At 65.3% G+C, this 18,958-nt stretch carries 13 protein-coding genes; 4 read left to right on the top strand and 9 right to left on the bottom strand.

The genetic code is table 11. The features are described from left to right. A partial coding sequence (locus ACI1US_RS06445) for a YhgE/Pip domain-containing protein (RefSeq protein ID WP_461639132.1) occupies nt 1-2,523 on the bottom strand: 2,523 nt, incomplete at its 3' end. 166 nt (nt 2,524-2,689) lie between these two features. Here ACI1US_RS06445 and ACI1US_RS06440 point away from each other — a divergent pair. Continuing rightward, the gene (locus tag ACI1US_RS06440; protein ID WP_461639130.1) at nt 2,690-3,895 is read left to right on the top strand and encodes a hypothetical protein; all 1,206 of its coding nucleotides are present in this window, start codon (nt 2,690-2,692) and stop codon (nt 3,893-3,895) included. Between the two features lie 472 nt (nt 3,896-4,367). Beyond that, complete coding sequence (locus tag ACI1US_RS06435) at nt 4,368-6,869, top strand: chitobiase/beta-hexosaminidase C-terminal domain-containing protein (RefSeq protein ID WP_461639128.1); 2,502 nt, start codon at nt 4,368-4,370, stop codon at nt 6,867-6,869. Between the two features lie 169 nt (nt 6,870-7,038). Here the strand turns inward: ACI1US_RS06435 and ACI1US_RS06430 are convergent, their stop codons facing one another. The 3 genes from ACI1US_RS06430 to ACI1US_RS06420 form a co-directional block, all read right to left on the bottom strand. Next, entirely contained in the window at nt 7,039-7,263 is a 225-nt protein-coding gene (locus ACI1US_RS06430; RefSeq protein ID WP_461639126.1) for a helix-hairpin-helix domain-containing protein, read from the bottom strand. A gap of 78 nt (nt 7,264-7,341) precedes the next feature. After that, nucleotides 7,342-8,643, bottom strand: a complete 1,302-nt coding sequence (locus ACI1US_RS06425) for a dihydrolipoamide acetyltransferase family protein (protein WP_461639124.1) — start codon at nt 8,641-8,643, stop codon at nt 7,342-7,344. Nucleotides 8,644-8,656: 13 nt separating this feature from the next. After that, entirely contained in the window at nt 8,657-10,864 is a 2,208-nt protein-coding gene (locus ACI1US_RS06420; protein ID WP_461639122.1) for an alpha-ketoacid dehydrogenase subunit alpha/beta, read from the bottom strand. 205 nt (nt 10,865-11,069) lie between these two features. Between ACI1US_RS06420 and ACI1US_RS06415 the strand changes: the two genes are divergently transcribed. Beyond that, nucleotides 11,070-11,726: a GntR family transcriptional regulator gene (locus ACI1US_RS06415; protein ID WP_461639120.1), complete on the top strand. Its 657-nt coding sequence runs from the start codon at nt 11,070-11,072 to the stop codon at nt 11,724-11,726. A 45-nt stretch (nt 11,727-11,771) separates the two neighbouring features. Here ACI1US_RS06415 and ACI1US_RS06410 read toward each other — a convergent pair whose 3' ends face one another. Both ACI1US_RS06410 and ACI1US_RS06405 read right to left on the bottom strand, forming a co-directional pair. Continuing rightward, nucleotides 11,772-12,332 carry a VOC family protein gene (locus ACI1US_RS06410; RefSeq protein WP_461639118.1) on the bottom strand — a complete coding sequence of 187 codons (561 nt, stop codon included), beginning with the start codon at nt 12,330-12,332 and terminating at the stop codon, nt 11,772-11,774. After that, nucleotides 12,329-13,660, bottom strand: a complete 1,332-nt coding sequence (locus tag ACI1US_RS06405) for a short-chain fatty acid transporter (RefSeq protein ID WP_461639116.1) — start codon at nt 13,658-13,660, stop codon at nt 12,329-12,331. Before ACI1US_RS06405 ends, ACI1US_RS06410 begins: the two co-directional genes overlap by 4 nt. Before the next feature lie 357 nt (nt 13,661-14,017). Here ACI1US_RS06405 and ACI1US_RS06400 point away from each other — a divergent pair, with 357 nt between their 5' ends. Beyond that, nucleotides 14,018-15,433, top strand: coding sequence for an MFS transporter (locus ACI1US_RS06400; protein ID WP_461639114.1), 1,416 nt, complete (start codon nt 14,018-14,020; stop codon nt 15,431-15,433). A gap of 291 nt (nt 15,434-15,724) precedes the next feature. Here ACI1US_RS06400 and ACI1US_RS06395 read toward each other — a convergent pair whose 3' ends face one another. From ACI1US_RS06395 to ACI1US_RS06385, 3 genes are all read right to left on the bottom strand, one after another. Next, entirely contained in the window at nt 15,725-16,072 is a 348-nt protein-coding gene (locus ACI1US_RS06395; RefSeq protein ID WP_461639112.1) for a metal-sensitive transcriptional regulator, read from the bottom strand. A 286-nt stretch (nt 16,073-16,358) separates the two neighbouring features. After that, nucleotides 16,359-17,555, bottom strand: coding sequence for an MFS transporter (locus ACI1US_RS06390; RefSeq protein ID WP_461639110.1), 1,197 nt, complete (start codon nt 17,553-17,555; stop codon nt 16,359-16,361). A gap of 49 nt (nt 17,556-17,604) precedes the next feature. After that, nucleotides 17,605-18,900, bottom strand: coding sequence for an FAD-dependent oxidoreductase (locus ACI1US_RS06385; protein ID WP_461639108.1), 1,296 nt, complete (start codon nt 18,898-18,900; stop codon nt 17,605-17,607). Nucleotides 18,901-18,958: the final 58 nt, after the last annotated feature.

The raw sequence follows: 18,958 nt of genomic DNA, 5'->3' as shown, positions 1-18,958 counted from the left end.
CACGGTGGCTGTCACGGGCGACGGCGCGGATACCGTCGCGGCGAGCTCGTGGGCGTGAGCGTAGCTCTGCTTGATGTATTCAATGACGACGAGGAACCCCATCACGAGCAGGCACCAGAGCACCCAGATTCCGAGCAGCGGGGCCTTCGCGTTGGGAAGCGCCCACGCCGCCACCGCAATCGTGACGGTGCCGGTGATACCGACGATGAGCGTGACCCGCTTGAGTGCGGGGTAGTGCTCGGTGAACGGTTTTGCGCGCCGATCCAGATCCTCGCGGTACTCCCCCTGGTGCTGCACCGCGCGGAAGATGTCCGCGAGCCGATGACCCGAGCCCACAACCTGCACCTTTTCGCCGATGAGCAGGTCAGTCGAGGCGATCTCGCGGTTGAAGAGCAGGTTGAAGTTTGCGAGCCTGCGGCGGAGCACCAGCCCGAGCACGAAGGCGAGCAGCATCATGAGCGCGAGCACCCCGACAAAGCGCCAGTAGTGGCCGCCGTAGAAGCCAGCGATGGTCTCACGCATCGCATCGATGCCGTAGGAGAACGGCAGCAGCGGATAGATTGCGCGGAAGAACCCCGGCATGAGCTCGATCGGGTACAGCCCCGAGGCACCCGGAATCTGCATGATCACGAGCAGCACGCAGAGGCCGCGACCGACGTGGCCGAACGCGACAGAGAGCGCATAGATAATGCTCACGTAGACGAGCGCGGTGAAGACAGCGGTCGCCACGAACGCGACGGCGCTCGCGGTTTGCACGCCAATGATGAGGTTTCCGATACTCACGATGACCGCTTGCAGCATCGCAAGCGATCCGAGCAGGAAGAAGCGACCCATGTAGGCCTGACTCACCGTGACGTCTTCAAGGCCCTCGGTGTCCACCTCAATCTTGAAGATCACCATGAGCACGAAGGCACCGATCCAGAGCGAAAGATTCGTGAACAACGCTGCCATCGCGGAGCCGTAGGCGGCAACGGGGAAGACGGCCTGCTCATCGATCGTCACGGGCGAGGCCACAAACTCGGAGATCTGCTGCGGGTCGAGCCCCGTGAGAGTAGCAAGCGCCCCGAAATCGGAGGCTGTGCCGAGTGCGAGCACGTCCGCTCGTGCGGTCTGCACGCCAGCCCCCATATTCTTCAGGTCGCCGTCAAAGCGCTCGAGGGCATCGCCGGTCGCCCCCAGCTGGGTGCCGATGTCGCCGAGCAGGGTAGCTGCCTGGTCGATCACGGTCTGCTGCGCGCCGAGCGCAGCGCCGAAAGCCCCCGCGCTCGCCGACAGCTTGGTCATCGCGGCGTTCACCTCGGGCACCGTCTCGCTCAGGGCGGCTCGCATCCCGGCGGCGGCACCCTTCGTGGAGTCCATTGCTCCTCCGAGTGCGTCAGCCGCGCCGGCAACCGCCTGCACGGCCGCGGCGGTGTCGGTGTTCACTCCCGCGAGGTCGCCCAGCAGCTGCTGGTGCGCGGCGTTTTGGTCCTTGAGCATGTCCAGCGCGCTCTGCAGACGCTCCGCGACCTCGCTGTTCGGCTCGGCTTGGGCCAGCAGCTCAGTGAGCTGCTCGATCGTCTGCTCGTTCGCAGCGACTACTGCCGTGAGCTCAGTGATCGATGCGTCGAGCCGACCGCTGGCCTGGGTGAGCTGCTGGCTGAGTTCCGACACCGAGACGTTTGCGGAGGCGGCAGCGTCGGCGAGCAGAGTGGTGCCCTGCAGGTATGCACTCGTTGCGGCGTCACCGAACGTCACGATCTGCTGCTGCGTCTCGGCGGCGAGCGCCTGCGCTTCAGAGACTGCGACCTGCATGTCGCCGAGGATCGTCTTCACCTCACCGAGGGTCGCCTGCGACGAGGCGAGCGACTCGCGTGATGAGCCGAGCCCGTCCTGCAGCTTGGCGATGTTCTTCCGGGCAGAGTCAATCGTCTTGGCGGCGTCGTCGAAGGCGTTGAGGGTGTCCCCGCGAGCATCGTTGAGCTTCGTCTCGACCGATTGGCCGCCGTCTTTGACCGATTCACTTGCGGCTGCGGCGACCTGTTCTTTGAAAGCGCTCGTAATCTGCGAGCTGAGCGTTGCTGCCCCAACGTCGGTGATCTTGGGCGCGATCGCGCTCGCCTTTTCGTTCACGTAGTACTCGAGCGCGGGCTGCGTGAACTCGCCGGTCGTCATCGTGAGCAGATCGGCGCTGAAGTCCTTGGGAATCACGATCGCCGCGTAGGCATCGCCGCGCTTCACGGCACGCTGCGCCTCTGACTCGCTCATGAATTGCCAGCCGAGCTGGTCGTTTTCCGCCAGCTGCTCAACCACCTGGTCGCCAATGTTCACCTTGCCGGTGAGCTCTGACTCGCCTCCCCGATCGAGGTTCGCGACGGCGATCTTCACGTTTTGGGTATTCGCGTACGGATCCCAGAACGCATTGATGTTGAACCAGGCGTAGAGCGCGGGGGTCACCAAGATGCCGACGACAATGATCCACGCCTTGCGTTGCCGCGCGAGTCGCTTCACGTCCCGTGTAAATATCTGCCAGCTCTGTCTCACGAGGACAATTCTACGAATAGTGCACACTAGTGTGCAAGTTAAAGGTGGCGAGACTGTGAACTTTCCCAGCATCGGGTTTGCGACTACTGAGGCTCCCGCCTACGCTGCCTCACTGGGGGGATCACTTTCCGTGCCCAAAAAGACGCGAAAAGAAGGCGGATTTGTCATGCAATCACACACACCGTTACAGCGATCGCGGCGCTATGCCACGGCAGTCGCCGCTGGAGCCGCGCTGCTCATTGGCGTAGCCGGGCCGGCGACCGCCGCCCACGCGGCCGAGGAGATCACGGTGGATCAGGCACACGACTACAGCCAGTCGAGCATGCTCTCCCAACTTGCTCCCTCGCCTGAGCTGATCGCCCAGCCGTTCTCCCCCACTCAAGACGGTGCACTTCACGATATTTCCGTCACGGTCACCGCCGAGAACTCCCCCGAGTTCACCAGCCTCTCCCTTCACAGGGTAGGTGAAGATGGCGAGGTCTACCCTGCACCCGTCACGGGCGGCCAGGGCTCACTCTCTTTCGAAGACGCGACCAAGCCAGACGAAGCGCCGTACCCGCTGGCTACGGCAACAGCAACGTTCTCCGATCGCCCCGTCGTTGAAGCCGGCACCCTCTATGCGTTCGTCATTGACGCGACAAGCCCGTCTGGCGAAACGGATCCTGGGGCGGTCTTCCCGATGCGGCTGATCTGGGGCTACCCGCCGGCCGGCACGCCCCCGTTCGTGAAGCAGAAGCCGGCAGACGCGGCCGAGTGGGGCAGCGGGGGCCACACCGGCCACCTCTTCTTTACGGTCCGCATCGCCACCCAGTTGCCCGACACGGTCGCGACCCTCGCGAAGCCGGTCGTCACGCCCGTGCCCGAGTGCACCGCCGACACCGCGGGCAAGACGCTCAGCGAGTCCGTCGCGGCGCCTGCGGCCGGCCACGGCATCAGCTACAGCGACGTCACCATCACCGGTAACACCGCGACCATCACCGCGACTGCCGACGCTGATTACACCCTCACCGGAGCACAGCCCGGCGAGGGCTGGACGCTCGGCGAAGACGGCACTGCGACCTGGACTCACGAGCTCGCGACCGTCACCTGCGACACCTCGACGTCCGACGAAACGCACCCGTCCGATGAAACGCACCCGTCCGACGAAACCCACCCGTCCGACGAGGAGAAGCCCGAGTTTGGGGTTGACACGCCCCCTGAGCTTCCCGCAGAGAACAAGCCTGCCAACCCCAGCCTCGAATCGAAGCCTGGTGCAGCGCTCGCAGACAGCGGCGCGGTAGGACCTCTGGGATACGCTGCCGCAGCGGCCCTGCTGCTCGGCCTCGGCATCGCAGCGATGCTAACCCGACGACGCTCGCAGCGCGCCAGCTAACACGACACAGCAGGCCCGGTGGGGCTGGCCCATGGGCCAGCCCCACCGGGCCTGCGCGATCCAGAACCGCGCGCTGAGGCCCCGCCCCCTCGAACCGCCGGTCAACCCGGGAGCCACCCCTCACCCCCTCCTCCCCCTTTCTCCTTTTCCCCTCCGCCCCGTCCCCTCCGCCCCTTCCCCTCCGCCCCTTTCCCCTCCGCCCCTTCCCCTCCGCCCCTTTCCTCTCCGACCCGATTAATTCAAACCGACTGTTGTGAGGGCCGAAAATAGCTCGGAATGGATGAAACGGGGGTGTGGAGCCCTGACGGGGCTTGGGGCTGACGAGCAGCGTCGTGCCGGATCCCGAGCCGCCCGTAAACCGCGAGTGAAGCAAGATTCACTCTCATGTCATGCCGCCGTTCGCCTGCCGTCATGCTGTATAGACAAGTTTGACTCTGGTGCGCAATTCGATGCGCAGCAGGAGGAGAACTTCATGTCCAGAAGCAGAATCGCGGCGCTCGCACTCACCGGAGTCGCACTGCTCGGTGCGCAGGCAGCACTGCCCGCTCACACCCCAGCCGCCGCCTCACAAGAGGCCAATGCCGCCCCCGCAGCACCCGCAGCCAGCCACGAAAGCGGCCGCTATGTCGGCCCGCAAAACGTGACGCTGACTGCGGAGCCCGGGGCTGAGATCCGCTACACACTCGACGGCTCCCACCCCACCAGGCAGAGCCCGGTGGCGACTGGCCCGATCCTCGTCGAGAAGACCGCGAACCTCAGCGCCGTCGCCTTCACCGCACGCGGCGAGAGCCAGGCGACGATCCGCGGAATTCTTGTCAAGACAACTGAGGAGCCACTCTCCCAGTTCGCCGTAATGAGCGACATTCACCTGTCGACCGGCGAAGGCCCAGCGATGGACAAGTGGACCGGCTACTTCGACGCGCTTAAGCGCATCGCCCCAAACCCTGACGCCCTCGTCTCGAACGGCGACCAGATCAACGATAACTACTTCAACTCGGCGAAGGACCACCAGCACCCCCGGCGCATGCTCGAGCAGAACCTCGCTCGCACCGGGATGACTGACACCCAGGTCATGATGACGTTCGGCAACCACGACGACTACGTGCACCGCATGGCCGCCGAGTACCCGACAGACTGGTTTCCCACAGAGACCGGCTACTACGAGTCGAGCATCGGCGGATTCCCCGCGTTCGTCGTGAACACCGAGGCGTGGAACACCACGCAGTCGAACTGGCTCTACGCCGAGCTTGAGGCGATCTCGAAGGATCCCGCGACCCAGGGCCAGCCCATCTTCGTCTTCGGGCACCGCCCCATCGCCTCAACCGTCTGGGACGGCGCCCAGTCGTCGAACGGCGGCATGAAGCAGACCCTCAGCGACTTCCCGCAGGTCGTCTACTTCTCGGGTCACTCACACCTGAACATCACCGACGAGCGGTCGATCCACCAGGAGGGCTTCACCTCGGTGAACGAGGGATCCATGTCGTACGGCGAAAACAACGGCAAATACCAGATCTTTGGTGCGGGGCTCGCGCGCGACGCGACCATCCCGACCGCCCAGTCAGTCGTCGTCGACGTCTACGCAGACCGCATCGAAATCGACCGCATCAACTACGCCGCCGAGCCGGGACGCACCTACACCGATGAGGGCGTCTGGGGCTTCCAGGAGAACCCGCCGTTCGCGTCTTCCGGATCTCTCGCCGGCCCGACATGGAGCATCGCGCGCGGTGCCACCCCCGCCGAGACGAAGTCGAAGTTCGAGTACACGAGCGCGAAGCGCAACCGCGTCGCACCTGCCTGGGGTGACCAGCAGCCGAGCGTCCGCCAGACCGAGACGGGCCCCGTGCTCCGCCTCCCCCAGTCAAGCGACGACCAGTTCACTGCCGAGTACACCCTCGTCGTGAAGGATGTCGCCACGGGCGCAACGACCACCCTGGTGCCAGAGAACGGGCGCATCTACTCCGACTACGTCGTGGCCCCGATGCCCGCCGTGCTCGATATTCCGCTCGCGATGCGCAAGGGCGACAAGGTCGGCCAGCCGATCGACCGCACCCTCGAAATCGGGCGCAGCTACGAGGCCACACTCGTCGGCTACGACTCCTACGGCAACTCGACCGAACCGCGCAGCTTCCAGTTCGTTGCTGGCGCGATCGACTCCAGCGGGGCCGAAGCCGCCGTGGCCGACGCCCAGCCGACGCTCGCACAGGTCGAGCGCGTACTCGCGCTGCCGGGCGCAGCCGCCGCCGAGGATTCGGACTACGCCGCCTACATTGCCGACCCGGAGGCCGCGCAGGCCGCCGTTACGCAGCTCCGCTCCCTGATTACGGCGGCCGCGACCCCGGCGACCACGCAGGACGCAGCCGATAAGCAGGCGGCTGACATCATCGATGCCGCGGCGGCCCTCGCTGCGATGGTCTCGCAGGTTGACCGCGCGGAGCTCGCAACGGCGATCACCGATGCCGAGCAAGCGCTGGGCGACAAGCAGGCGGCTGACGGTTCGCAGGCGGCTGACGGTTCGCAGGCGGCTGACGGTTCGCGGACGCGAGCTGCTGGTGCTGGTGAGGCCGACGCGGCTGAGGTCGCCAAGCAGGCCTTGCGCGGCGAGCTCGCGGAGGCAAAGACGGTGCATGAGACTCTCAACGTTCCGCAGGAGGCCATCGCGAGTGCGGCCAGCGAGCTACGCGACGCGCTCGCCGCGTGGCAGAAGGCGGTGGATGCCGGGACCGACGGCACCGGCGGGACCGACGGCACCGGCGGGACCGACGGCACCGGCGGGACCGACGGCGCAGGAGGTACCGACGCGGGCAACAACGCAGGCACCGGCACCGGTGCAGTTTCTGGCGCAGACGCCGCGCGGGGCGCTCTCGCGCTCTCGGGTTCCGCACCACTCGCAGCGACAGGGATCGCCCTCGCCGCAGCGTTCCTGCTCGGGGGTGCGCTCCTCATCGCCCGCCGTTTCAAGCGCAGCGAGGGCTAACCTCCCCCGCTCCGCCAACAAATGGTCAGTTTGCGCCACCGAAGTCGGCCTGTCGTCCGGTTTCGGTGGCGCAAACTGACCAGCGCTGGTGTGCTGCAGAGCTTCTGCAGCACACCAGCGCTTCAGCGCCTCGTCGCTCCGTCGCTCCGTCGCTCCGTCGCTTCCAGCTTCACTCCTGGCGTTCAGCCGCGAAGTCGAGCCCAGCTGCGGCGAGCGCTTCGCCGAGGATCCGCACGGCTTTCGGCCCGACCCCGTGCAGCGCGAGCAGGTCCTGCCGCCGCATGGGCGCAACGTCGGCGAGCGTCGTCACCCCGAGCAACAGCAGCGCGGAGGTCGCGGGCCTGCCGATCTTTGGCAGGTCACCGATCTGTTCGGGAACGTCTCGAGTAGACATAGCGAGATTCTATTCGTCAGCCCGCTGTTAGTAGTTTCACTGTAACGCCGGCCTGCACGCCATGCGACCGGCAACTACCTAGAGCAGCAGACGGAAGGGATCCTCCAGCTGCGCCTTGAACGCCTGCATGAGCTGAGCCGCTGCAGCGCCGTCAAGCACACGGTGGTCAGCGGAGATGGTGGCCGTCATCACTGTCGCCACGGCGAGCTCACCATCGATCACTACCGGCCGTTGCTCGCCAGCCCCGACGGCGAGAATGCCGGCGTGCGGCCCATTGATGATCGCCGAGAACTCCCTGACCCCGAACATGCCAAGGTTCGAGAGAGCGAACGAACCGCCCTGCAGCTCATGCTGCTTGATGTCGCGGCTTGCGGCACGCTGCTTGAGGCCATCGGTAGCCGAGCACAGACTCGCAATTCCGCGCCCCGCGACGTCCGCGACCACGGGCATCAGCAATCCGCCGTCCGTCGCCATCGCCACGGCAATATCCACCCGGTCGAATCGCCGAATTGCGTCACCTATAAACGCCGAGTTCGCCTCGGGAACACTCGCTAGCGCGTTGCCGAGCGCTTTGAGAATCAGGTCATTCACCGAGGCTTTAAGACCCCTGGGCTTCAGGCTCTCGTTCATCTGAGCGCGGAGCACGAGCAGCTCGTCCAATCGCACATCAGCAGTCACATAGAAATGCGGGATCGTCGTCTTGTTCGCGGTCACCGCTCGCGCGATCGCACGGCGCATCCCCGTGAGGGGCTCGTCCGTGAATCCGGCTTGCCCGGCTGCTGCCGTCGGGGAACCCGGTTCACTGACACACTGCACAGCAGGAGGAGCTGCCTCAAGGCCCTGCGGCAGGCTTTGAGCTGCTGACTCGACGTCGGATCGGATGATGCGGCCACCCGGACCGCTTCCGACGAGCGCGTCAATTTCGAGCCCCAGTTCTTTGGCGCGGCGTCGCGCCAGCGGGGAAGCGAAACGGCGCTCACTTGGCGCGACTGCCGGCTCGGTGAGCAGCTCTGCCCCTGGCGATCCCACACCCTGCGTGCCTGAAGTGGCAGCGGTAGCAGGCGCAGGAACATCTGCGGACTCCGGAGCAGCGCCCCCGACAGCCTCCGTCAGCGTAGCCATCGCGGCATCCACGCTCTCTCCTTCAGCGGCGAGAACCGCGATCGGCACGCCAACGGGCACGCTATCGCCCGCTTCGAAGAGGAGCGCAGCGACGGTTCCGGATGCATCGACCTCAAAATCGACCGTTGCCTTCTCGGTCTCAATCTCGGCGATCACCTGTCCAGCAGTGACGACGTCGCCAACAGCTACGTTCCAGGCAGCGACGACCGCTTCGGCCGCGTCGGCGACAATGGCCGGCATCTGAATGATTGTTGCCATGACAGTCCCTTTCTCAGGCTCGGCCCAGGCCCGCGGCTACGCGGTCCAAGCCAGCAATTACGTCGGTGAGATCTGCGTTTGCCGCAGCCTCGAGCACCTGCGAGATGGAGGGGCTTGCTTCGCTTCCGGTGACTCGCTGCACCGGCTGGTCGAGGTAGTCAAAGAACCGGCGCTGAATCTCGTCGGCGAGCCAGCCACCATACGAAGTACCTACCGTGCCCTGCTCCACGATGAGCACGCTGCCTGTCTTGCGAATCGAGTCGCCAATCGTCTCCCAGTCGAGGCTGGCTCTGTCGAGCCAACGGAGATCGACGACCTCAGCGTCAACCGCGGCGTGCTTCTCAGCAGCGGCGAGGCTCAGCCCAACCATGTTGAGATAGGTGAGCACCGTGACGTCAGCCCCCTCGCGCCGAACCATAGCTTTTCCGATCGGCAGTCGGTGCGCGGGGTCGCCCTCAGGAACCTCGTCCTTTTGGGCGTACAGGTCGACGTGCTCGAGAACGAGCACCGGGTCTTCAAGGTCAAGCGCCGTGTTCATCAGGCCGATGTAGTCAGCAGCGCACGAAGGAGCCACGATGCGCCAGCCCGGGTTCGTCGCGACGATTCCCGCCGGGTCCATCGAGTGCTGTGAGCCGTACCCAGCCCCCATTGCGACCTTGGAACGGAGCACCACCGGCATCGCTGACTGTCCGCCGAACATGTGTCGGGCCTTGCCGATCTGATTGAACAACTGGTCAGCGGCGACCCACATGAAGTCCGAATACATGAACTCCACCACGGGCTTGTAGCGCAGCGTCATCGATAGCCCGCCAGCCAGCCCAGTAAAGGCGTTTTCGCTAATCGGAGTGCCGAGCACACGGTCAGGGAAGCGATCAGCGAGACCGCGGGTCGCGCCGTTCGTGCCACCCTTCAGCCGGTGCACATCTTCGCCGAGCACGACGATGCCGGGGTCGTGGGTCATGCGGTGCTCGAGGGTGTCGGCAATGGCGTCAACGAACCGCCGCTCGACCGTCGGGGAATCCACTGGGGCCTGCTCACCCGAGAGGATCTCGCCATGCGCAGCATCGGAGCGCACACCGGAGTCCTTCCCCTTCGGGTCGGGCCAGGCGGCGGCGATGATGCGGCGAGCACCGCGATCCGACTCTGGATCCTTTTCAGTGAGGCGCTCAACGATCCCGTCAACGACACCCCGGATGCGCTGCCTGAGGGCGGTGTTTTCGTCCGCGGTGAGGAGCGCGCGCGCAACCATTTCATCGGCGACGCGAGTAACCGGGTCACGCCCCTTCCACTCGGCTTCCTCGTCTTTGGGTCGGTACCCAAATGCCGATCCGGGGAATGGCCCGTTCTGATGGAAGAAGCGGTAGGTCTTCGCCTCGATCAGCGTTGCGCCGCCCCCTGCGCGCATGTGCGCAACCGCCTCCTGCTGGGCGAGGTAGACGGCGAGCGGATCCATCCCGTCGACCTGCCAGCTGCGGATTCCGAAACCGGGGCCCCGCAACGCGAGGTCCTGCTCAGCGGTGACATCGCGAATGTCAGTAGACACCGCATACAGATTGTTCTCGATGAAGAAGCAGAGGGGGAGCTTCCAGGCAGCGGCGAGGTTCATCGTCTCCAGCGTGGATCCAATGTTCGAAGCCCCGTCACCGAAGTACGTGACGGTGACACCCGACTCGTGATCCGACTGAGCTGCATCGTGGCGCTGCGCCCACGCGTTTCCAGCGGCGAGCGGCACTCCCCCGCCAACAATTGCGTTGGTGCCGAGCGCGCCCGCCTCGAGCCACTGGAGATGCATCGAGCCACCGCGCCCGCCAGAGAACCCGTCCTTGAGGCCGAGAATCTCGGCGAGCGTACGGTAAAGAAACTCCGTCACATCCGCGCCAGCGAGGCCGTCGGCAACTGACATTCCCTGCGGGCGGAGATAGGCGAGGCCCTTCGCGAGGAACTGGTGGTGCCCACGGTGCGTTCCATTCACTCCGTCGGCACCGTTAAGCGCGAGCGCCGAGCCCACGGCTCCGCCTTCTTGCCCGATGCTAGAGTGCGCAGGCCCGTGGACGAGGCCCGAGCCCGCGAGTTCGAGGACGACTTCCTCAAAAACTCGCACGGCATGGAGCTGGACCAACATGGTCTCCAGTAGCGCGGGGGCTACTGCATCCCAGTCGCGCTTCGTGGTCGTAAGCACTTCGACCTGGCGAGGGGTCGAAAGTGGTGTCTGGTTCGGCATGAACTCTCCTGCTATTCCAAAGCCGCCATCGGCGGTGATGCGGTACCTAGCCAGAATAGATCATGATTGGATCCAATGGAAGCAGATTTTGGAATATTATGGGATAATAATGGCAAGTTTGGATCCAATCGTCGAAAAGTTCTGCCGCAGATCCTTCGACAAGTACAGTTGGGGCTGTGGATGAACTTGGCTTGGGAGGTCAGTAATGGCGGGAGCCACGAGCACACGGATCGCTGATGAGCTCCGCGCCCGAATTCTCAGCGGAACTATGCCCCCCGGCACCCGCATCCGTCAGGAGCAGATCGCTGAAGAGTTTGGCGTGAGCCGACTCCCGATCAGAGAGTCGCTCCGCATCCTTGAGGCCTCAGGCCTCATCACACTCGTCCCCTCAACTGGCGCGTGGGTGTCGTCGCTGAACCTCGCCGAGTGCCAAGAGATCTACCTCATCCGAGAACGAGTCGAGCCGTTGCTCCTCGGTCTCGCAGTTCCGCACCACACTGCGGAGTCCATTGCGAAGTTCGAACACTTGGCCATCGCGGTTGAAACCGCAGAGTCGGTCGAGGAGTTTCTTGACTTCGATCGCCGCTTTCACCTCGCGACGTTTGAGGGCCCAGCGCTCCCGCAGCTGCGAGCCATGGTCGATCAGCTGTGGAACACCACTCAGCACTACCGCCGCGCATACATTCAGCTCACGTGGCCCGACGGGATGGACCAGATCTTCATGGAGCACCGCCTGCTCCGCCGGGCCATCACGGTGGGTGACGTCACGGGTGCCGAAGCGCTCATGGCGATGCATATTCGGAACACCCGCATTGCGCTCGAGAACCACCCCGAGATTTTCGCGGACGCACCCGGAAAGTAACGTGTGTGGGACCGTGCCGCACCAGGGATCCCACACACGCCACGATCACTCCTGCGGAGCGCGCACGTCCCAGAGCTTTGTCTCAGCCTGAGACTCGTATGCCTTCCCGTTGGGGAAACTCACCAGTTCAAAACTCATACCCCACGGTGCACGGAAGTACACCCACCGCTGGCCCGCGCTCGGGCCGGAGCTCGCATTCGGGCCGCGGAGCACCTCCACGCCCTGCGCCGCCAGCCAGACAACTGCCTCGTCGATGTCGTCGACATAAAACGCCAGGTGATGCCCGCCAACATCGGAGTTCCTCGGCTGTTCACGCCGCTGATCGGGAGCGTCGTACGAGAAGACCTCGAAGTTTGCTCCGGTGAAACACCGATAGAAACGAATTTCTTGCATGACCGCTTCGGGGTGCACGCCGAGGCTATCGCGCATCAGCTCCGGCGTCGACGGGAACGGCCCAAGCGTATAGACCAGGTCGCAGCCGAGTATCTCGGTGAGAAACTCGTGCGCCTCCCCCATGTCGGGCACCGTAAAGCCGACATGGTCTGTTCCGCGCATTCCGGGAATGCCCCTGGCTGCGCGATTCACGGCGTTCTGCGGCTCGGTCACGCGGTCACCGCCCCGTAGATCAGCGTCGACGCGGTGAACACGAGCCCTGAATAGAACAGGACCATGATGGTGTACCCCATGACATCGGTCAGCTTGAGCTTCGACAACGCCAGCACGGGAAGCAAGAAGAACGGTTGCAGCATGTTCGTCCACTGATCACCGATCGATACCGCCATTGCGGTTGCGGCGGAGCTCGCCCCGACCGCAGCAGCCGCCTCAATCATGACCGGCCCCTGCACTGCCCACTGGCCGCCCCCAGACGGAATCATCACGTTAATGAACCCTGCGGAGAGGAACGACCAGAACGGCAGAGTCGTCGCGTTCGAAATCGAGACAAAGAACTCGGAGAATGTAACGACGAGCCCCGAGCCAGTGAGAATCGCCATGATGCCCGCGTAGAACGGGTACTGCACGATGACGCCTCCCACCGTCTTGACCCCCTCCTGCATCGCAGCGATGAAACTCGCGGGACGACCGAAGAGCAAGAATGCGAGGAACAGGAAGAGCAGGTTCACCGAGTCAAGGTTCAACTGACCACCCTCGAAGAAGTAGATCACCGAGTACCCGACGCCGAGCGCGCCGGCCGCAATACCGAGGACCGGGCTCTGGTTCATCTTCTCACCCCAACTCATCTGCGTTGGGTCCAGCTTGATCACCTTGGGCGTAGCGAGCACAGCTGGGTCAAACGGAACGACCTTGTCAGGGTTCTTCGGGTGCAGGAGCGCCATGAAGATGGGAAGCGTGAGGAGAATAAACACCGTCGTACCGAGCACGACAGGGTGAAAAATCGTCTCGCTGAGCGGCGCGATCCCCATCTGATCCTCGAGGAAGTGTCCCGGGGTCGCGACCAGCAGCGGGATCGTTGCAGAGATACCCATCCCGTAGACGACAAAGCCGGCGTATGCCGACGCGATGACAAGCGGGTAGTGCGAAGAGCGAACGTTCGCGGCGATCTTCTGCGCGATCAGCGTGCCGACGATGAGCCCGAAGCCCCACTGGAGCCAGCTCGCGAGTCCGGTGATGACGACGGCCATCATGATCGCCGAGCGCGGGCCCTTCGGAATGCTGGCCAGCCTGTCGAGGGCCTTATCCACAATTGGCGTCCGTGCCAGCAGGAACCCCGTAAGGATGATCAGCACAACCTGCATCGAGAAGGCCAGCAGCCCCCAGAAGCCCTCGCCCCAATACTTCACGATGTCGAGGGGAGTGCTTCCTGCGAACAGCAGTGCCGAAAGGATCGTCACTATCGTTAGCAGGATTGCGATCACGAGCGGGTCAGGGAGATATCTTCTCACCAGACGACTGAAGAAATCAGCGATTACGAGCATTGTCTACTTCTCCTCGAAGTTTGCAGTAGCAGGCGCCGCCATGGAGCCGGACCTCGTCGTCATTGACGCTTGAGAAAACCGCACGGCAGAAATCACTCATCACGAGCAATTGTATCCAAAGTAGGCCAATGGTGGCTTATTTTGCAAACTTTATGCTTACTTTGGATCCAATTCGGTCAAACTGGATCCAATCAAGCTTCAACCAATGAGCCGCACGTGCGCCACTGACCCACGATACCCGCACCCCACAAGCGCCACTGGGTACGTAATGCTCTGTCACGCTACATACCCCTACCGGGTATAGGTATATGCTTTCCACTAGCCGGACTCGCCGGCGACTTCTCAGGAGGAACCAGCATGTCCAGTCAGCACCCACCATCCCGAGCCAAGAGATGGCTCGGCCTCGCCCTCATCGCCACCGCCCAGTTCGTCGTCATCATGGACACCTCGATCGTTGGCGTCGCGCTCCCCTACATCCAGCGTGATCTCGGCTTCACCGCCGAGTCACTCTCCTGGGTATTCAACGCCTACGTCGTCGCCTTCGGCGGGCTCCTGCTCCTCGGCGGACGCCTCTCGGACGCCTTCGGCGCGCGGAAGATCTTCGTCACCGGCTGGCTCGTGCTCATTGCGGGCTCGGTCATCGCCGGGGCGGCAGGCAGCGTCGGCGCGGAGATCGCCGGCCGCGCAATTCAAGGTGCCGGATCCGCGCTCATTGCCCCGGCAGCACTTACACTCCTCATGATGCTCTTCGGCGGCACCTCCGATCTCCCGAAGGCCTTCGCCGTCTACGGCGCGGCCGCACCCATCGGTGGTGCCGCGGGCGTCTTCATTGGCGGAGTGCTCACCGAGTACACGAGCTGGCCGTGGGTGTTCTACGCAACGATCCCACTCGCCCTCATCGTGCTCGCTTTCACTGCGACCGCTCTCCCTCGAACCGAGCGCGGAGCTTCTGGCCCGATCGACATCGCGGGGGCAGTCACTGTCACCGGCGGCCTCGCTGCTCTCGTCTACGGCATCGTCATGGCACCCGAGATCGGCTGGTTTACCCCCACGACGATCGGGGCCATCGCCGCGGGTATCGTGCTGCTCGTCGCGTTCTTCGTGATCCAGTCGCGCAGCCGCACGCCGCTCCTGCGCCTCGGCATGCTCCGGGCCCCGCAGCTCGCGGCGGCCAATGGCGCGCAGCTCGTGCTCGGCGGCGCGTGGGTCTCCATGTGGTTCTTCCTGAACCTCTACCTGCAGCAGGTGCTCGGCGCATCCGCGTTCGCCGCGGGAGCCGCCCTCCTGCCGATGACCGGCCTCGTCGTGCTCGTCATGATCGCGCTCGCGCCGCGCCTGCAGACGCGATTCGGTGCGAAGCCGCTCATCGTCGTAGGCCTACTCATACTCGCGGCTGGGCTCCTGTGGCTCTCGTTCGCACGCCCTGACGGCAACTACGTCGTCGACGTGCTCCCCGCTTCGCTCGTTGCTGCGCTCGGAATGTCACTAACGTTCGTACCGTCGCTGGGCACAGCGATCAACGCGGCACCTCCCGCCGAAACCGGCGTCGCTTCTGGCCTCGTCAGCACGAGCTACCAGATCGGTTCGGCGCTCACCCTCGCGATCCTCACGGCTGTCGCATACGGTGTCGCGGGCATCGATCCGGCTCTCGCCGAGCTCACGGCGGGGTACTCCGCGGCGTTCCTCGGGGCGGCGACGCTTGCCCTCGCTGGAGCAGTCGTCAGCGCGGTCGCGATGAAGTCGCCGAAGCGCGTCTTCGCCACCCCGAGCTAAGCGCGGGGGCGCGCATGCGCACCGACGCATCTGATCGCCATCGCTCCGGAACCATGCTCCCGTGACGTCTCCTGGTCAGTTCACGCCAGTCTTTTCGAGGATCAGCCGCGCAGATGGCGCGAACTGACCAGAACTCAGGGGGCGGTGGCTGGTGGGTGGGTGAGTGGGCGGCCGGCGGCGGAGCTGGTGCCGACGCCGGTGCCGGCGGAGCCGGCACCCGGCACCCGCCACACAGCACGAAGCCGGCCCCACTTCCGTAATCACGGTGTGGGGCCGGCTTCTGTCTGCGAGTTAGGACTTCACCATGCGGGCGATCGCATCGCTTGCTTCCTTGATTTTCGCCTGTGCCTCGGGGCCGTCCATGCGGGCGGCGTCAACCACGCAGTGCCCGAGGTGGTCGTTGAGCAGGCCCAGCCCAACCGCCTGGAGCGCACTCGTCATGGCGCTGATCTGCGTGAGGATATCGATGCAGTACTTCTCGTCGTCGACCATCCGTGAGATCCCGCGCGCCTGGCCCTCAATGCGCTTCAGGCGCTGCAGGTACTTGTCCTTGTCGCTGATGTAGCCGTGCGGCCCCTCGTGCGAGCCGTCGTGCGCGGCGTCCTGCGGGGTCTCGGTGAGGGTGAGCTGGTCGTTCATGAGTGTGTCCTTCGGCGTGTGCGAGCTGGGGATCAGGCGCGGGCTGAGGATCGCGGGGAACCGCGAACTAGCGACCGCAGATTCGGTAATTCTTCACGCCTCAAGGATACCCCCTTGGGGTATAAAGCGCACCTGCTTTCGCCCGGAGCACAACGCACGCAGCGCCCCACCCCAACAGGCGAGGCGGCGCGGCAGTACTCCGAGGCGAAGCCACGAGGCCGAGCGACTCAGCGGCCCAGCAGCCCAACGGCTCAGCAGCTCAGCAGCTCAGCTCATCAGCCCGCGCTCACGCTCGCGCGAGCCCCCGCCCCTCCCGGCCAGAGCGCAGTCGCAGCACCGTCGCGACCGCACCCAGCGCGACTATGACGAGCCCGAGCACCTGCATCGTCACACCGAGCGTGATCACCGGAACGAGCAGCCCGGCCACAATCGTCGGCACGCCGAACGCGAGATAGGACACCACATAGATCACGGCCATCACCTGGGCGTGCTCAGCGGGATCCACCCGCGGCATCAGCGTCTTCAGCACCCCCATGAACGCGGTCCCGAAACCCGTGCCCGTCACCGCTGCGGCCGCGAGGTAGCCGCGGAGCGAGTCGGCTCCCAACGCCACCAGGCTGAGCGCGGTGCCGAGGGCGAGCGCGGCGGTGCCGTAGACACTCACGAGGCGCGCGCTCCGGCGGTACAGCAGCGTCGAGGCGAGGATGCCAGAGGCGGCGAAGATGGGGATCGCGACCGTTTGCTGGGCGTGGCTGAGCGCGCCGAACTCCTGTTTCACCACCGACGACCCGAGCGCGAGAAACAGCCCGTTTGTCGCCCAGCCCGCAATGATTGCGGGCACCGCGACGAGCAGGGGCCTGCGCAGGTAGCCGGGCACACGGAGCCGCGGCACGGTGAACCGCCGGGATCGTGGTTTCGAAGGATCACCGGCTGCGGATCCCCCGCTGATTCCGCCAACCGACCCACCCGGAACGCCCCACACCGCGACTGCGATGACCACAAATACTGCGGCCAGCGAGCCGAAGACCACCGCGGCGGGGCTCGTCGAGGTGTCGATGATTGCCGACGCTGAGATCGCGCCGGTGCCGAGCCCAGTCATCGCGCCAATGGTGTTCCAGAGCGAGGCAGAATCAGGGCGCCTGGGCGAGGTAAAGTCGACGACCATCGCCGAGAATGCGGGGAGCAGCAGGCCGGCCGCGATGCCCTGCACAGCGCGCGCAATCAGCAGCAACGGGAGCCCCGAGGCCTGCCAGAACAGCACGAGGCTCACTGCGAGCAGTCCCGCGCCGACCGTGACGACGGGCCGCCGCCCGACGATATCGGAGAGCGAGCCCGTGGTGAGCAGGGCGGCAAGCATGGTGAAGGCGTAGATCGCGAAGATGAGGGTGGTGGCGACGGGCGGGAGCCCGAGGCGTTCGGCGAAGATCGGATAAAACGGCGAGGGCGCGCTGGCAGCAAGCATGAGCAGCATCGTTGCCACCACGGCAAAAGCCCAGGCCGAGCCGGCGCTGAGTCTCGGTGAGGGTGAGCATCTACCGGCCTGCGCCGTGCAGCAGTTGCGCCCACTGGTAGACGGGACCCACCGCGTCGATCGCGCTCGCACCGACGACCACGCCGCCCCGCTCGTGCAGGGAGACACCTGCATCATCGGGATCAGCCCCGGGGATCCCCGTGTATCCCGCAGCCGCGACCGTGTGACCGTAGATCATCGCGAGGTGAGCGCTGCGCGGGAGGTAGTCGCCCGGGTCGTCAGCAAGGCCCAGACTGAACAGCACGCGCCGCGCCGCGTGCGCGCCCTGCTCCGACGCGTCTTCCCAGTGGTCGATGCGCCAGTTGCCGAGCGGTCCGCCGCGGTGGATCGCTACCCCGCCCGCAGCGTAGATTCCCGGAGCGGGGATGCCCGACGTGTCGCCCGGCGCGCCGGTTGCAACGGTTTCGCCGGTTTCGCCGGTTTCAACGGTTGCGCCAGCCGTGTCGACCGCGCCAGCCGCGCCGAAACCGTCAATATCCTCAGCGCTGCTGGCCGCGCCCGTCACCCCGAGCCCGGCGTCCACGACGACGCCGGCCGGCCAGGGATTCGGAGCGTGGGGCAGTGTGCCGGTGGCGACGATCACGAGGGCGGCTTGCAGCTCGGTGCCGTCATCGAGCAGCACCGTCGCGGTCGCATCGGCGTCGCCCACGGCCCCCGAACTGATCGAACTCATCGTCCGCCCGAAGTGAGTCTCAACGTGTTCCCCGTGCGCCGCCGCGATGCGTTCGGCGATAGCCGCCCCGAAGGAGGCAACCCCGGGCTGTTCGCTCCGCGCCACGAGGGCCACGGGGTGCCCGAGGGAGCGCAGCGACGACGCAGTTTCCGCAGCCGTGAGTCCCGCGCCGTAAATCACCACGGGCAGCCGCTCGAACGATGCCTCCAACCGGGCAGCGATGCGCGCCGCGTCCTCGACGCTGTGGAGTGTGGTGAGCACGCCGCGGCGCGCAGCTTCCGCCGTCCCCGGTACGGCGGGTGCGAGCTCCCGAGGGTGACTCCCCGTCGCGACGATGAGTGAGTCGAAGCTGAGCCTCACGCCAGACTCGAGCGCGACCTCGCGCGCCTCGCTGTCCACCGAGAGTGCGCTGTCGGTGACGAATTCGGTCTTCGGCAGCCGCGCTCGAATGGCCTCAGGTGCGATGTCTCCAAAGGCGACGCCCTTGATGAGCATGCGGGTGTAGGGCCGCTCCCCCGTTTGGCCGACGAGGGTGACGGTGATCTGCGGGTGGGCCGCGAGGGTGCGTGCGGCTGAGAGTCCTGCCGATCCTGCTCCGAGGATCACGACGTGGTGTGTGCTCATTGGCTTCGTTCTGTGTGTGGCGGGGTGGGGCATGAGGGGAAAAGAAAAGGGCCCGCGG

The sequence above is a fragment of the Leucobacter sp. BZR 635 genome, assembly GCF_048061935.2.
In the GTDB taxonomy this organism is placed as follows: Bacteria; Actinomycetota; Actinomycetes; order Actinomycetales; family Microbacteriaceae; genus Leucobacter.
This window is presented reverse-complemented; position numbering and strand designations above follow the sequence as displayed.